Below are 15,640 nucleotides of genomic sequence, written 5' to 3' on the forward strand. Positions count from 1 at the left end.
CCGTTATTAAGACGCTGCGGTCGGACTTCCCCTTCGTATCCCTGCCGCAAAAAAAACCAGAGGCGAGGTTTTCGACTCGTATGGAGAATGCAGAGTTCACTGAGGTTCTGCCGTGTATTTTTATAAAATTTGTAGGAGTTACAACGGAGAACGTATCGCATGTAAATGAATGTTGGAGGCCCTATATTTAGAAAATAAATTATCAACTAAATACTTCGGACTATGGCCTCTGATTTTTGTCCTTGTTTAGGAAGCCCTCTTCAAAAGCATGGTTATAAGAAGAAATATTTTCCCTTCCTTAAGACGAAAAACCCAACCACGCGAAAACGTATAACGTTCCTATCCCAAGGAAAACTTTAATGAGTCTTAACGGATTAAATTTTTATTCCTATCTCAGTCGTATCCGAATTCTTAGAACTTATTCCAGTAAAATTATGCTGGTGGCATTTCTCGGAACTCATGTTCCACTGATCACACTTTTATTATTTTTCGTATTATCCACGGTCCAAGATGTCCCAACTGCCCTTAGAATTTTGGGAATCGCTCTTGTGGCAACTCTTGCCGGAACTGCAGCAACTCTTCTTGCCTTACATAGACTTTTAGCTCCGGTGATGCTCACTTCTAAATCTCTGAATAGATACCTCAGTGAAAGAGAGATCCCAAATCTGCCCACTATATTCCAGGACGAAGCCGGTTCTTTAATGGCGGATACCGTCACCACCGTGCGTAAGTTGGATGAGCTCATCCATTATATGGCAAACTATGATGGGCTTTCCGGATTGCCGAATCGGGATCTATTCCTAGAAAGATTAACGAGTTCTCTACATGAACTTTCCATGAGAGAAGAAATATTAAGTTTTCCTATTCTTTCTCTAGAGGCGACTCACTTAAAACAGATCCGATCCAATTTTGGCGTCCATATGGGAGATCTTTATTTGAGAGCATTGGTACAAAAATTGGAGACCATACTCGGACCTGAAACTGTTCTTGCGAGGACAGGAGATGGAGAATTTTCCTTCTTTCCTTTGCCATCTTCTTCTCAAATTTTAGAAACTGATTCGGAGATCTGGGCGGGAAAGATCCAGAATAGTATATCATCTCCTTTAAGCGTAGTGGACCAACAGATCTCTTCGGAAATACAAATTGGAATTTCAGTTTTTCCTTATGATGGGAAATCGTCCGATCAACTTTTATGGAAATCGGAAACCGCATTAAGTCAGGCAAAACTTTCCGGGACTTCTAAGATACAAACCTATTCTTCCGAATGGAAAGAAAGAATGAAGGAGAAGTATCTTCTCGAAAAAGATCTAAAACTTGCAATTTCTAAAAACCAACTTTTTCTCCAATACCAACCGAGAATTGAAGTGCAAACCGGCAAAAAGATCTCTGCAGAAGCCTTACTTAGATGGAATCATCCTGAATATGGTATCATCTCCCCTACTATCTTTATACCGATCGCAGAAGAAAGTGGAATCATCGGCGAAATGGGAGAATGGGTCCTTGCTAAATCCATGGAGGATTTAGGAAATTGGAAAAAAAGAGGACTTCCTCCAATTCGTATCTCGGTGAATTTATCCGTAAAACAATTGGAAGATAAGAATATCACGAAAAAAGTCCTAGATATATTAGAAAGGAATTCTCTGAATGTGGAAGATTTGGAGCTTGAAATCACCGAATCCAGTCTGATTACCAATACTCATTCTGCACTGGAAATACTGGGAGAACTGCATTCTTGGGGAATTTCCCTTGCTTTGGACGATTTCGGAACCGGATATTCCAGTCTTTCCTATTTGAGTAAAATCCCGCTCAAAACCTTAAAAGTGGACCAATCCTTTGTCCGTAAAATTCTAACGGATCCGAATTCCTTAGCAATTTCCAAAACGATTGTTGCGTTAGGAAAAAGTTTAGGCTTAAGGATAACCGCAGAAGGTGTAGAAACCGAAATCCAAATGAGAAAGATCAAGGACCTAGGTTGCGACGAAGCACAAGGATATTTCCTTAGTAAACCTATTCTTTTAGATGAATTAGAGAAGTTCGTCCAGACCTAAACCTATTTTCTTTAATACAATCTCTCGACTAGTCCGAATCGATTAGTCTTCCCTCTCTCCAACCTTTTCTTTTATTACATTTAATCTGTTTGTAACAGTTCTTCGCTTAATCGAATTGCGTGAGTATCCATACTTTCCATAAGGAGGATACAGAGAATCGGAAGTATTACATTATGATTACGAGAACTATTATTACAATTTCAATTTTTCTAATATGTTTTGGAACTCTTTCTGCAGACACAGTCACGAACACAAAAACAAAAGAAGTAATCGAGAACGTAAAAACCACTCAGACAGAACAAGGTGTGATTGTTGAGTTCGAAGACGGCTCCCGTAGAGGTTTTGACAGAACGTCCGTTACTGTAGAAGCCAAACCAGTTGAGTGGAAGCAAAAGGAACAGGAAAGTTATCCTGATAAAGAAAGATACACTGATTATGCAATTTTCGGCGGGATCTTTTTGGTAATACTACTTTTACCCTAAAGAACCAAAACCTTAACAGGTACGTAATCAAGTCGTAAAGTATTTTATCTAACATAATCCTCGAGGTCGATCGGATTTCGGCCTCTTTTCAGAATGAATAGGAGAAATTCGATCCATGAAATCGTTAAATAAAAAAGTCTCGTTAGTGGTAAGCACTCTTGCAGTTGCTGCTGCTCTTGTAGGCTGTGATTCCGGCGGGGGCGGCAGTAACGCAGCGCTTGCTTTAGCTGGCATAGGCGGGGGAGAGACCGTTTACGCTAAAGCTTCTATCGCTGTAAAAGTTAGAAAAGGAAATTCAGGAAGTGATGTTGCACTTTCTACAGGAACTGCTGCAACTGCTACGACCCCAGAAACTCGTAGAGAAGTTGTTCTCGTTAGAGCAAGTAGCTCAAAAGACTTTACCACTACTGCGTCTGGCGCAGGAGCTGCTGCTCCAGCGGATAACGGAGACTTTGGTTTCGTTTTAAACGTTCCATCTGCTACTGCAACAGTATCTGCAACTGTTTATACTTTACGCGAACTTACTTGTGAAGAATTGGATAAATCCAGAACGGGAACCGGTGCAGGTGCATGGTCATCTGATCCAACTTCCGGTCGTTGTGGTCTGTTCGATAGCGGCGTTGCGGCTTCTACTACCAGAATTGCTGAGTATAATGCAATTTTAGATAACCCTGCAAATTACACTGTTCCACTCGGAACTTTTGATTTCGTATTTAATATTGATCCTGCTAATCCAAGTGCAGCGGGAACGGTTACGATTGCGAATGAATCCGGAGTACATTTAGTTGCTGCAAACGGACAAACTGCTGTTCCGTTCTCGGTTGTAACTGTTACTGGTGTTTATTCCAACCCGAACGCAACTGTTGGTGAAAACGTTTGTGATTCGATTGGAACTCCTGCAATCCTGCAAGGAAACATCAATAGCAATATCACTCTCGGAAAGTACACCCTCTTAAGAGGAACGGTTTTTGTGAATAACAAGAAGATCACCGTTCCAAAAGGTTCAGTAATCTACGGAGAAAGAGGTTCTTCCTTATTCTTCAAAGGTGGGGAACTAGAAACACAAGGAACCGCTGCTGAGCCTGTATGTTTCACTTCTGCTCAAAAACACGGATCCAGATTCCCTGGAGACTGGGGTGGAATCGTATTCATCGGAAACGGTAACGCAACCCGTACTTCTACCACAGAAGGAACCACTCCTCAAGTTTACCCTGGCGCGAACTCTATGACTGTAAAACTTAGATATACTATCGTAGAATTTGCAGGGAACGAGGTGGCACCTGGAGACGAGTTAAACTCTCTCTCTCAATATGCGGTAAATTCTATGGATTATAGATTCGTTCAAGCTCATAGAGGATTGGATGACTCCTTCGAATGGTGGGGTGGTGGAAAAGCTCCAAGCACTGGCGATATCAAATTCATTATCGGTTCAGGTTCTATGGATGATGACTTCGATATGGATGAAGGTTTCTCAGGAAACTTACAATATCTTGTTTCTATAAAATATCCTAAGGCTTGCGGTGGTTCCGCTTCCACAGATCCTCACGGATTTGAAATGGACGGAAGACATTCAAGCACTTGTACGAATTCTCAAAACCCTGCAACTACAGATTGTTCTAACCCAACAGTAGCGAACTTCACTACTTTAGGCTTAGGGATCAGCGGTGGAGCAGGAATGAGAGCAAGAGAAGGCCTATTAGGAACATTTACCGAAGGTTTAATCTACGGATTTGCGACTAGAATAAATGGAGGAGAAGCTTCTGGTTTCTCAGACACTATTAGTGTTGTTACCGTAATTTCTGACAGTGCTCCGGATTCATTAGCTGCAAGCGCTGCTGGCGGTAAAATGACGATCAATGGAACTGCATCTCTTGCTGCAATCCCTGTAACTGATATTGGCTCCGTTCAAGACGCAGTTAGTTGCGGATTCGGAACAAAACCAGATCTAAGAACATTGGGTTCCGTATCTAGTGGTAACACTGGCGGAGTTCCATTGAACTTAAGTGAGACAGTTGACTCTGTATCCGTTCCAGTGAACTGGCCGAATGGCTGGACTGTATGGAGATCTAGATAAGATACTCTTAAAATTGAAAATGATAAAGGACCTTCGAGAAATCGAAGGTCCTTTTTATAGATACATATAGATAGATAAAATTTTTCCGGAAACGACCTACATGAATCATATATATAAGTTTTTGTTTATATCGGTCCTACTTATATCTTCGACCTCTGCTTGTAAAAAGCAGGAACAAGGAGGAGATCCGAACTATGACAAAAAAATTGAAGAAGCTCGTGAATATTTAAAAGCACATATCAAAGATAGATATGAGATCTCCGAGACAAGCGATACGAGAGATCAAGCAATATTAAATTATCTGAATTCTGTGAGCAAGGGAGAACCAAATAAATTCTTATGCTCTAAAGAAGAATACATAGACGTTTTCCTGCCCAATACATTAGAAGAGGGAACTCTTACAACAAATATGCCTTTGGAACAAGCTTGGGAGATCACCAATCTCCGCAGAACTGTAGCTTTGGAAAAGTTGCAGAATGAATTGAAAGGTGCTCCAAAAGGTAAAATCCAAGTTCAAACTCTAACTTGGAGAGATGATGTCCGGATACTCAATTCCCTGAAAGGTCATCGAGTTGGGACTTTAATCATTAAAGTAGGAACAAAATCCATTTCATTGGAACAGATTCGCCTTGTGATCGAACATAAAGGCAAATTCAAACTCTGCGTTATCGGTGCTTAATTAATTAAAAGAAAAGAATCAGCTTATGAAACTTAAAAAAATACTAACACTTTTTCTGATCACTCTTGTTTCAGTTCCAACTTGGGGGCAAGGGGTAGGAAAAATCCGGGGTAAAATCGTAGATGGAGACAATGGAGAAGCCGTATTCGGTGCAACCATTGTGGTTCGTTCCATAAAAAAATTCGCTAAAACGGATTTTGACGGAGCTTATGACTTAGAACTTCCAATTGGAACTCACGAAGTTGAATTCCAAATGTTAGGATATTCTCCTCAAAAAAGATCGGTCAATGTTACGGCAGGAAAGCCTCAAGTCGTAAATATCACCTTCGGACTACAAACATTAGAAACTGTTGATGTTAAAGGACGAGCTTTGAACGATGCAGAAGCTGCCCTACTCGCTTTGCAGAAAAAATCTTCGGCGGTTTCGGACGGAATTTCAAAAGAAGCCATTAAAAAGAGCCCCGACTCTTCTGCAGGCGAAGTAGTTCGAAGAGTTACTGGTATCACTTTAGTCGGCGGTAAATTCGTATTCGTAAGAGGTTTAGGAGAACGTTATTCTAATACGGAATTGAATGATACTTTAGTGCCTTCTACAGAACCGGACAAAAGGGTTGTTGCTCTGGATATCTTTCCTTCTGGAGTTCTAAAGAACGTCAGAATTATCAAAACCTTCATACCAGAACTTCCTGCGGAATTCTCGGGGGGATTAGTAAAAATTGAAACCCAGGAATATCCGGAGGAGAAACAATTAAGTGTCTCTGTCGGAGCAGGTGGAAACTATAATACTACCGGGCATAAATTCTTGAACATGAATCAAGGAAATATGTTAGGAGGGGTCAATTCCAACCAAACTAATCCATTAGCAGACTCAGGAAATAAAGGTTTGGTATTCGAGCCTGGAAGTATATTCGGAGGAATTCCTCCAGAAGTAACTCAAACTGGTCCGGTTTTATTCAATCAGAAATGGACTCCTAACTCAGGCCCTGCACCTTTCGATAAGAATTTCTCCTTAAATTATGGAGATACATTTAAAATTGGCAGCACTTCAAGGCTAGGAATTTTAGTAGGAACTACTTATAATAGAAACTATAGATTCAGAGAAGAAAGTTCAAGGACCTACCAAGCAAGCCAGATTTCCGAACTTACCCCTGCAGGGACTAGGTTGATCCAACAACAAAAGCAGGACGCGGATCTTTATATCGAAGAAAGAAACTGGGGAAACAACCTGAACTTGGCTTATGAAATTACCAAAGGCCAACAGATTTTTATGAAAACACTATTCTCTCAACAAGGAGAAAGTGTTGTTAGGGACTCTGTCGGTCAGGATAATATCAACTCGGCTGATTTTAAATCTTTGACCACACAATACACTAGTAGTCGTGTTTTTCACAATACCTTTGGTGGAGACCATGCTTTAAATTGGTTCGGAGATAGAGCCCACAAATTCGATTGGAGAATAAATTTTGCTCAAGCTGTAAGAGAACAACCTGACCTGCAACAACAGGTTTGGCGAAAATCTTTTTCAGATCCGAATCCACTGAACTATACTCGTTTAGGAAACAACCCAGATGCTTCCAGGTTCTTTTCCGACTCTGTTGATAATAGCCGCACCGCTAAATTTAATTATGAAATTCCCTTCGACCAATGGAGTGGTTTAAAATCTACTTTCAAACTCGGAAGTTACACCCTAGATAGGGAAAAGAACTTTAGGTTTCATGAATATGGCCAAAAGACCAATTTCCCGATTCCTGCTTTGGAATATTATCCGGTTCCGGGTGAAATTTATTCAAATCCACTTCTCTTTCAACAGAACACATATACCTTCTCGGAAAGACAGGTAGAATCAAATGCTTACGACGCATTCCAAAGATTGCAAGCTTACTATTCGCAAGTTGAACTACCAATACTTCCTAAATTGAAAGTTCTATTCGGAGCTCGTTACGAAGATAGTTATCAAAAGGTAAGAACTTTCGTAACAAGAGATGTGAATAATCCGCTATTCACACTTGATTATGGATGTGGTGTTCGAAGCGAAGACGTACGTTTAGCTTTAGTAAAAAACAACGCCTGCGATCCGACAAATAACGGTATAGGTGAATTAAGAACGAAAGATACTTTACCTTCCTTCAATCTAAACTGGGAATTTAAAGATAACCAAATACTTAGAGTTGCAGCAACCCAGACGTTAACACGTCCAGATTTGCGTGAATTGTCTCCTTTCGGATTCACTCCGTACTTCGGAGCAAACCGTGTTTTCGGTAATTCAGATTTGAGAAGATCTTATATTCACAATTATGATGTTCGTTATGAATATTATTTAAGTTCATCTGATTATATAGGGATTGGGGCCTTCTTCAAACAGATATCCAGTCCGATCGAGATGATTGGACAACCTGTTGCAGGAAGTATCAGTCAACGATTTACCTATGTAAACGCGGAACAAGGAACAATCCGAGGTGTAGAACTCGACTTTAGAAAAGAAATAACCGACCGTATTCGTTTTGAAACGAATATGTTCTTTATTCAATCAAGAGTAGACGTGATTCCTTGGGAACAATATATCGCTGCGAAAATGGGGGTATTGGATCCATTATCAAAGGCGGCAGCCTATAACCCTACAAATCTATCTCGTCCATTACAAGGGCAATCCCCATTTGTATTTAACATCAAATTGGATTTCCATTTGGATGAAAAGAAGAGGCATAACTTAGGTTTTTACTATAACTACTTTGGAGATAGACTCTATTCAGTAGGAGCAAACGGGCTACCGGATGCTTACGAAAGAGCTGTTGGTTTAACTGACGTAGTTTTCACAACAAAACGGGGAGACCATCTCGAATTCAAAGTTTCTGCTCAGAATATTTTCGATACCCGTTATAGAGTGTATCAGAAAAACGAGCTGACTGGAGAGAAGGAGCTATTCCTTTCTTATAGGACCGGGGTGAGTTACTCTTTCCAAGCTACATATAAGCTGTAAATATAAAGCTTCTTTAATGAAAGCTCCTTATAACTATAAAAGTTATGGGGAGCTTTTTTATTCCCCACTATTACAATCCCGCATCAACCCTTCACTTTACACCATCCACTCCTCTACTTCGCCTCCCCAAACTAACCAACCCGTAACCACTTCGTAATAAATATGTAACTCAAATCACGTAAAAATGTCTCATTACTTCTTATGGAGCTTTCGAAAGCTATGCATAATCGATATACTAATCTCTCTCTACGCCAATGGATCGCCATTGCACTTGTAGGAGGATTTGTTCTAACTGCAACTTTACCTACTTTTTCTCAAGATGCTGCGCCTACCGACGCAAATAAAACCGAACAAACTACTGCGCCTGCAGAACAACCAGCTCCGGTTGAAAAAAGCGGAACCTGGGGATTTGTGGACCTATTCAATAAGGGTGGATGGACCATGTATCCATTGGCTCTTTCTTCTATAATCGCTCTTGCGATTATTTTCGAAAGGATCTACTTCCTTACTACTTCCAAACTTCTTCCTAAAGGATTTAATATCGATTTAGGGGAGAAGGTAGATGAAAAAGGTTTTGATGGAGCAAAAGAATTCATCGAAGCAAATCCTTCTTATAAAATTTCCGATATTTTGAAGAATGGAATCGATGTTTCAGCTGGGAACGCTGAAATTTTTGCGAAAGGAATCGAGAGAGAGGCTGCGGAAGTGATCGTGGTTCTTGAAAGAGGTCTCGTAATCTTAGCGGCTGTTTCGACTATCGCTCCGTTGATCGGGTTCTTGGGAACTGTTTCCGGTATGATTAATGCATTCGATGCGATCGCAAATGCGGATCAAGTGAACGCAAAAGTGGTAGCAGGTGGTATTAAGGAAGCACTTATCACAACTGCGGCGGGCTTGATCATCGCAATTCCTGCAATGACTTTCCACCAATATCTGACTTCCAGAATTGACGGATTTACTTCCGAAGTGGAAGAAGCTGCAAACAGAATTTATAAAGAATTCCTGAAACGTAACGCAAGAGCTTAAGCTTAGTTCTTCCATTTATTAGGATAAGAATATGATTCAGCTTAAGAAAAAAAGAGGTTTGGAAGAAATTTCAGCCTCTTCCATGTCCGATATAGCGTTTCTTCTTCTCGTATTCTTTATGGTGACCGCGGTGTTTTTCGTGAAAGAAGGTTTAAATATCCAACTTCCCCGCAAAAACTCCAATCCTACCTTAGTTTTACGCGAGAATATCTACGAGATATTGGTGGCTGGCGAAACGATCAAGATGAGGAATAAAGTCCTCGGCACTCGTGATTACAAGGATCTGGCAGAATTCAGAAAAGATCTGAACGATCTGGAGATCCCGAACCTCGAGGAAAAAGTCGCTCTGATCAAAACGACCGGCGAAACGAAGTACGGAAATATGTTAGATGCTCTTTCTGCTGTGCAGTTAAGAGGTTTTAAACAAGTCTCCGTAAAAAGATTAAAATAAGATATGGCACTTAAAAAGAAAAAAGCTCCACCTTCTATTCCGGTCAGCTCAATAGCGGATATCGCCTTTCTTCTTTTGGTATTCTTTATGGTGACTTCGGTCCTGGATACGGATCCCGATCTTCCCATCGCTCTTCCCGATGTCCCGGGTGGAGAACAACTAAATAAGAAAATTGCAAACTTATACTTAAGCGCCGACAAAGACAAATCTATCTACTTCAACCAAGTAAAGATGCCTTTGAACGAAGCGATTAATAATGTGAGAGCGAAACTTGCTACCACTCCGGATTTAAAAGTCCTGATCCATGCAGACAAAGAATTGGATTATGCGAACCTAGACAATGTGTTCGAACTTTTGAAAGAAGCCGGAGCCCTAAAAGTTTCTTTGGTCACTAAGACTACGCAAGGAGGAGGATTAAAATGAACCAAGTTGTTTCACCTCCTCCTTCTTCCAAAAAACGTTCCGGTCTTCGCAGGTTTGTTGATCGTTACAGAATGGAGACCTTCTTAGGTTCTTCGGCTGTTCTTCAGATCGCAGCACTTCTTTTCTGGTACACTCCTCCGAATACCTATGATCATCTGGATAAGCTGATCGATGAGGTTGCTTTCGTGGAGAATCTTGTGATCCAGGATCCTAACGTAGGGGAAGCTCCTGACGACGGAGAATTCGAGGTTACGGACACTCTCAAGAAAAAAGAGGATTCCAGGATCGCAGGTGCCCAAGATGCGATTGTTTCCGGAGCAACAGCACCGGTGGATCTTTCTCCTAACGTTCAACCTGAATATACCAAGGATGCTCAATCTGCAGGTGTGGGCGGAACTCTTACCTTAGAAGTGATTATCGCCGACTCTGGAGAAGTTTTAAGAGTACGTAATATTGGTAAAACCTTAGGATACGGATTAGAAGAATCTGCAATCCAAGCATTCTACAAAAAACGTTACTCTCCTTCCGTGCTGGAAGGAAAAGCAATCACTGTGAAGGTTTACGTTCCAGTTCGTTTCTCTCTATATTGATTTAATCTTCTTCTTCCTCTCGGAAGAAGAAGATGTTCTACTCTCGCCTAACAACTGCCTATTAGTTATCTTTTATATATTTATCCCAGAACGATCGTTCGAATTATAATTTTATGATTTGCTTTTTATTCCCGGCCTAAGGTAATTACGGGCCTTGGGAGATACAAAGTAATGGAATCGAACTCGAATCAAGCCAAACATGCCTGGAGAATTCTGATCCTTCTATTCTTGGCAAACCTTCTAAACTTCTTCGATAGAACCATTCCCGCAATCATCATTGAACCTATACGACATGAATGGGACCTGAGTGATCTGCAATTAGGTATAGTTGGTTCCGCATTCACTGTCATCTATGCCATCGCAGGTTTACCTTTGGGAAGACTCGCAGATTCTTGGAGCCGCAAAAAGATCATAGGTTGGGGACTTGCCATTTGGAGCGCGTTCACGGCTCTTAATGGTTATGCTTGGAATTATTTATCTTTCGTTTCCGTTCGCATGGGTGTGGGAATTGGAGAAGCAAGTTACGCTCCCGCAGCCAACTCTCTTATAGGAGATCTTTTTCCTTCTCATAAAAGGGCAAGAGCAGTTGGTATTTTTATGTTGGGCCTTCCTTTAGGACTTGTACTAGCATTTTTTACCGTAGGTGCTATGGTAAAATCTTTCGGTTCTTGGAGGGCTCCGTTCTTTATTGCGGCATTGCCTGGCATTCTTCTTTCCATATTCTTCTTTTTTATCAGGGAACCGGAAAGAGGAGCTGCGGAATCCATCCAAGTATCTAAAGTCCCACCGACAGAACCCATTAAAAAAGTATTAAGGATCCGCACGATGTGGTGGATCATTCTATCAGGTCTTACATTCAACTTTGCGGCTTATGCGGTGAATAGTTTCCTAGTTTCTTTATTACAAAGATATTATCATTTCACTTTGGTAAAGGCAGCAATCACTACTGGATTTATCGTAGGGATCACAGGCTTGGTTGGTTTAACTCTAGGAGGTTGGATCGCGGATAAGATACACCAAAGATCGGAAAGAGGCCGGCTTCTTTTCGGGGCATTCAATTTACTTATATCAGGAATCCTGATCTTTTTCGCATTATTACAGTCTGAAGAATTGGTTTTATTTTTCTCTCTTCTGCTTGGCTTAGGATGGTTACTCTCTTATAATTATTATACCTGCGTTTATCCTGCCATCCAGGATGTGATAGAACCAAGACTTAGAGCTACTGCCATGGCAATCTATTTTGCGGCGATGTATTTGTTAGGTGGAGCAGCCGGTCCTGCCGTCGTCGGTTGGTTCTCTGATTATTTGACCCGTTCTGCAATGATCCGTTCAGGAGCTTCAGAGATGACGGAACAATTTAAAGCAATAGGTCTTCATGATTCTCTTTTTCTCATCCCAGTAACCGTATTACTGACATCCCTATTTGTATTCTTGGCTTCCAAAAGTTTTGCAAAAGATGCATCCGAAATGAAGAGAAGCCTAGAAGGAAAGGCATAAACCTAATCATATGATTAGGTTATTTAGTCTTATTTCTGTAACTTAAATGATACCCATTCTGCATAAAACTAAACCACAGGAGGCTTGTAACCAAATCCTCGCCATACTGTAATCATTTTGTAACGTAAAAAGATCATTCTGTTACCTAAACGTAAAACAGAATTCGCTCTAGCCGAAACCCGGGAAGCGAATCGAAAAGGTAACTCTGAATGAAGCAGAAATCTAAAAAGAGAAAGAACTTAGAAGGGATAAAATCTAAATTTCTTATTCTAGGACTTGTCATCTATTCTCAGGCAATTTTCTCCCAGGGAACTTCACCAGGAGCAGAACTTGCGCAAGCAAATGAGCCTCCTAAAGTAGAAAAACCTAAATCGGAAGAATTCACTATTTATGAGGATCAAGACGGACAATTATATACCAAACCTGGTCCAGGCCGTTTTAAAAGTAAGATGGATAAGGCCATCAACAAAAACGATCCTAAATTCAATCCTTATCCGAACCATTTCAGTAGCAGACCGGATGAACCTCAAAAGGAAAGACTTACCATCACCGGTAGGATCCAATTCAGAGGAATTTCCGCTCAAACCGGATCGAATTATAATAACGGCAATGAAGATTTTAATTCTGTAGATTGGAACTTCAGACGTCTTCGTTTAGGATTACAATACCAAGGTAATTCCTGGTGGGGGATGGCATTAAACTTAAGGGGCGAGAACATGTTGAACGCTCCTTATCTCACCCAAAGCAAAAATGCTACCGGAGAAGTGACCAGCGTTTCCCTAAAAGAAAACAGAGGTTATATCCAAGAAGCATTCCTTTTTGTGAATATTCCGATCTTGGGTGCGAGATTGAGTTTTGGCCAATTGCCTACTCAATTCCACAGAGAATATCTGATGTCTTCCGCAAACTTCATTGCATTAGAACGTTCTTATATGACCAACGCCTATCCTCAGTTCGATATGGGTGTAAACTTAAGACTTTCTCCTTTGAAAGATTTTTTTGAAGGGAAATACGAAAAATATCTGACAATCGATTTAATGGCAGGTAATGGACATGGAGCGGGTGGTGACTACGGAACAGGAAGACGTCAAGATCTTACCGTTGCAGGTAGACCTAACCAGCCTATCCTAAATTCTCCTTTATATTTTGCGAGAGTTCAATGGAACGTTCTAGGTGGGATCGTAAAAGAAAACGGTAGCAATGTAGGCTGGCAAGAAGGAGAAGAGATTTTTCAGAAAGATCTGAAAATTTCATTAGGTGCTGCGACCATGCAAACTAAGAACGTTAGCTTCAGTTCCGGTCCTGCTTCTACCCTTGCTGTGGATGGCGCGATCCCGAGAGGAGCTCCAACTCAGTATCTTCTTACCACTCAAACCACTGCGGACAACAGTACTGCTGATTGCACTGTTCCAAGCTACCAAACCAGTTATTGCCAAAAAAATCTGGACCTAAGAGGTTATACCTATGATGGAACCATGACTTGGAATGGTATCTATCTGAGCGGTGCTTATACCACTTATACCGGAGCAGCTTCCAACAGTCTTTCAGGCTGGCAGGCTACAGTCGGATATAATATCCAAATATTCGATAAATATTATATTATGCCTGTTTTCAGATATGATTTCCTGAAAGGAGATTTCAATCGTGACGGTAAAATTGAAGATACGGATCTTAAAAAATACTATTGGGTAGGCTTAAATCTTTTTGGAGATAAACACTTATTCAAGGCTCAATTGTTCTATCAAATCCCTGTTCTTAAATTAGGGATAGATCCTGTGACTCGAGAACCTGAAACGATTAACAACCAAACCCTATATTTCCAGCTACAAGCGACTTTCTGGACCGGAACAGTCACACCGGACCAATTAAATACCAGGTTAGATTAAGAAGAGGAGAAGGAAAATTTTATGAAATCTAAACTTAAATTCATACTCCCACTTTTGGGATTATTGGCAATTTCTTGCTCTTCCGACACAAAGGATGACTCAGCTCTATTAAGCGCATTGGCAGGAACTCCGGACGATGGGAACCAATCCATAGTAGTAGCTGAAGTAGCAGGAAATTATACCGACTATACCGGAGAATGTTACGACCATTTCACCGTCTTAGGAGTTTCCAATTCTACGATCTCCCCGACTAACTATTACCTTTATGTAATGTTCGGACATTCTCTAGATACCGCACTTAGGAAATCGGCTCTATCTACTTCTACTTGTAGTAGTTTGGGTTTCTTAGGTTCGGGAATTCCTACAAACGCAAGTCCGGTGAATTTCAAATATTACACCTGTGATCCAAACCTGGGACAAGCCGGGGGAAATTGCGGAGATAAGATTAAGGCAGCAGTAGGATTTCCTACCGACTAACAATAAAAAGCCCCCTGTTCTTTATTGTAACAGGGGTTTATTTTCATAGAATGCGTTAAAATGCCAAATCTATGCAACAGAACAGAGTGTATCAGGATTGTAATATTTGAGAAATCCGTTCGTAACGGTTCTTGTTTATGATTCAAAAATATTTCAGGAGAAATATCAAACAGATGAAAAAGATAGGTTTAAGACTTATTGTCTTATTAGTATTCGCTCTTTCTTCATTTTCCGTATCCGGGGAAGAGAAAAAGACAATCACCATTAAAGGATCCGATACGATGGTTATCCTGGTTCAGAAATGGACCGAAACCTTCCCGGATAAATCCGTTCAATTCCAAGTTACTGGAGGAGGATCCGGAACTGGGATCGCTGCTCTAATCAACGGAACCACGGATATTTGCTCCGCTTCTCGCCCTCTCAAGCCTCAAGAAATCCAACAATTAAAGGAAAAATATAATTCCAACGGTGTGGAAATCAAGGTTGCAATCGATGGTATTTCTCTTTATGTGAACAAAAAGAATCCAGTCGCAAAACTTTCTCTGGAAGAAATCCGCAAAATTTTTACCGGAAAGATCACCAATTGGAAAGAAGTTGGCGGAGAAGATCATAAAATCGTACTTTATAGCCGTGAAAATAACTCCGGAACGTACGAGTATTTCAAAGAGCACGCTTTAGAAAAACAAGACTTTGATCCTTCTGCACAACATATGGTAGGAACTGCAGCCCTAGTAAACGCAATCTCCAAAGATAAATGGGGAATCGGTTACGGTGGAGCAGCTTACGCTTCCGGAGTAAAAGATTTGGCGGTTTCCGCTGATGCAAACTCCAAGGCGGAACTTCCAACTGAAGCGAATATTTTGACTAATAAGTATCCGATTTCCAGATATCTGTATTTTTATCTGAGAGAAGCGCCTAAAGACCAAACTAAAAAGTTTATCGATTGGGTGATCGGAAAAGACGGACAAAAAGTAGTGAAGGACGTAGGTTACTTCCCTCTTAAAAAAAAGTAATATTGTGAGATCGGCTC

Annotated in this window: 13 protein-coding genes; all 13 read left to right on the forward strand. The window is 40.8% G+C overall.

What is annotated here, in order from left to right; genetic code table 11:
* Window positions 1-359 precede the first annotated feature (359 nt).
* A complete protein-coding gene (locus CH365_RS12665) occupies window positions 360-2,048 on the forward strand; it encodes a putative bifunctional diguanylate cyclase/phosphodiesterase (RefSeq protein WP_100768923.1) in 1,689 nt (562 codons plus the stop codon).
* 173 nt (window positions 2,049-2,221) lie between these two features.
* Window positions 2,222-2,530, forward strand: coding sequence for an LIMLP_04285 family protein (locus CH365_RS12670; protein ID WP_100768924.1), 309 nt, complete (start codon window positions 2,222-2,224; stop codon window positions 2,528-2,530).
* 115 nt (window positions 2,531-2,645) lie between these two features.
* A complete protein-coding gene (locus tag CH365_RS12675; RefSeq protein WP_100768925.1) occupies window positions 2,646-4,604 on the forward strand; it encodes a hypothetical protein in 1,959 nt (652 codons plus the stop codon).
* Between the two features lie 100 nt (window positions 4,605-4,704).
* Window positions 4,705-5,283, forward strand: a complete 579-nt coding sequence (locus tag CH365_RS12680; RefSeq protein ID WP_100768926.1) for a hypothetical protein — start codon at window positions 4,705-4,707, stop codon at window positions 5,281-5,283.
* Between the two features lie 25 nt (window positions 5,284-5,308).
* Entirely contained in the window at window positions 5,309-8,260 is a 2,952-nt protein-coding gene (locus CH365_RS12685; protein WP_100768927.1) for a TonB-dependent receptor domain-containing protein, read from the forward strand.
* 219 nt (window positions 8,261-8,479) lie between these two features.
* Entirely contained in the window at window positions 8,480-9,286 is an 807-nt protein-coding gene (locus CH365_RS12690) for a MotA/TolQ/ExbB proton channel family protein (RefSeq protein WP_100768928.1), read from the forward strand.
* A gap of 31 nt (window positions 9,287-9,317) precedes the next feature.
* On the forward strand, window positions 9,318-9,737 hold the full coding sequence (locus CH365_RS12695; protein WP_100768929.1) for an ExbD/TolR family protein: 420 nt from the start codon (window positions 9,318-9,320) through the stop codon (window positions 9,735-9,737).
* 3 nt (window positions 9,738-9,740) lie between these two features.
* Entirely contained in the window at window positions 9,741-10,160 is a 420-nt protein-coding gene (locus CH365_RS12700; RefSeq protein ID WP_100768930.1) for an ExbD/TolR family protein, read from the forward strand.
* Window positions 10,157-10,750 carry an energy transducer TonB gene (locus CH365_RS12705; protein WP_100768931.1) on the forward strand — a complete coding sequence of 198 codons (594 nt, stop codon included), beginning with the start codon at window positions 10,157-10,159 and terminating at the stop codon, window positions 10,748-10,750. Before CH365_RS12700 ends, CH365_RS12705 begins: the two co-directional genes overlap by 4 nt.
* Window positions 10,751-10,921: 171 nt before the next feature.
* Window positions 10,922-12,247, forward strand: coding sequence for a spinster family MFS transporter (locus CH365_RS12710; protein ID WP_100768932.1), 1,326 nt, complete (start codon window positions 10,922-10,924; stop codon window positions 12,245-12,247).
* Between the two features lie 209 nt (window positions 12,248-12,456).
* Window positions 12,457-14,133, forward strand: coding sequence for a hypothetical protein (locus tag CH365_RS12715; RefSeq protein ID WP_100768933.1), 1,677 nt, complete (start codon window positions 12,457-12,459; stop codon window positions 14,131-14,133).
* A 21-nt stretch (window positions 14,134-14,154) separates the two neighbouring features.
* Complete coding sequence (locus CH365_RS12720; protein ID WP_100768934.1) at window positions 14,155-14,610, forward strand: LA_3150 family lipoprotein; 456 nt, start codon at window positions 14,155-14,157, stop codon at window positions 14,608-14,610.
* A 173-nt stretch (window positions 14,611-14,783) separates the two neighbouring features.
* On the forward strand, window positions 14,784-15,623 hold the full coding sequence (locus CH365_RS12725; protein ID WP_100768999.1) for a phosphate ABC transporter substrate-binding protein: 840 nt from the start codon (window positions 14,784-14,786) through the stop codon (window positions 15,621-15,623).
* The last annotated feature ends 17 nt before the right edge of the window (window positions 15,624-15,640 follow it).

Origin of the sequence: Leptospira neocaledonica (genome assembly GCF_002812205.1) — a bacterium.
Lineage (GTDB): Bacteria > Spirochaetota > Leptospiria > Leptospirales > Leptospiraceae > Leptospira_B > Leptospira_B neocaledonica.

Coding starts and splice junctions, on each gene's coding strand:
- CH365_RS12665 (WP_100768923.1), top strand. CDS start 360: ATGAGTCTTAACGGATTAAATTTTTATTCCTATCTCAGTCGTATCCGA.
- CH365_RS12670 (WP_100768924.1), top strand. CDS start 2,222: ATGATTACGAGAACTATTATTACAATTTCAATTTTTCTAATATGTTTT.
- CH365_RS12675 (WP_100768925.1), top strand. CDS start 2,646: ATGAAATCGTTAAATAAAAAAGTCTCGTTAGTGGTAAGCACTCTTGCA.
- CH365_RS12680 (WP_100768926.1), top strand. CDS start 4,705: ATGAATCATATATATAAGTTTTTGTTTATATCGGTCCTACTTATATCT.
- CH365_RS12685 (WP_100768927.1), top strand. CDS start 5,309: ATGAAACTTAAAAAAATACTAACACTTTTTCTGATCACTCTTGTTTCA.
- CH365_RS12690 (WP_100768928.1), top strand. CDS start 8,480: ATGCATAATCGATATACTAATCTCTCTCTACGCCAATGGATCGCCATT.
- CH365_RS12695 (WP_100768929.1), top strand. CDS start 9,318: ATGATTCAGCTTAAGAAAAAAAGAGGTTTGGAAGAAATTTCAGCCTCT.
- CH365_RS12700 (WP_100768930.1), top strand. CDS start 9,741: ATGGCACTTAAAAAGAAAAAAGCTCCACCTTCTATTCCGGTCAGCTCA.
- CH365_RS12705 (WP_100768931.1), top strand. CDS start 10,157: ATGAACCAAGTTGTTTCACCTCCTCCTTCTTCCAAAAAACGTTCCGGT.
- CH365_RS12710 (WP_100768932.1), top strand. CDS start 10,922: ATGGAATCGAACTCGAATCAAGCCAAACATGCCTGGAGAATTCTGATC.
- CH365_RS12715 (WP_100768933.1), top strand. CDS start 12,457: ATGAAGCAGAAATCTAAAAAGAGAAAGAACTTAGAAGGGATAAAATCT.
- CH365_RS12720 (WP_100768934.1), top strand. CDS start 14,155: ATGAAATCTAAACTTAAATTCATACTCCCACTTTTGGGATTATTGGCA.
- CH365_RS12725 (WP_100768999.1), top strand. CDS start 14,784: ATGAAAAAGATAGGTTTAAGACTTATTGTCTTATTAGTATTCGCTCTT.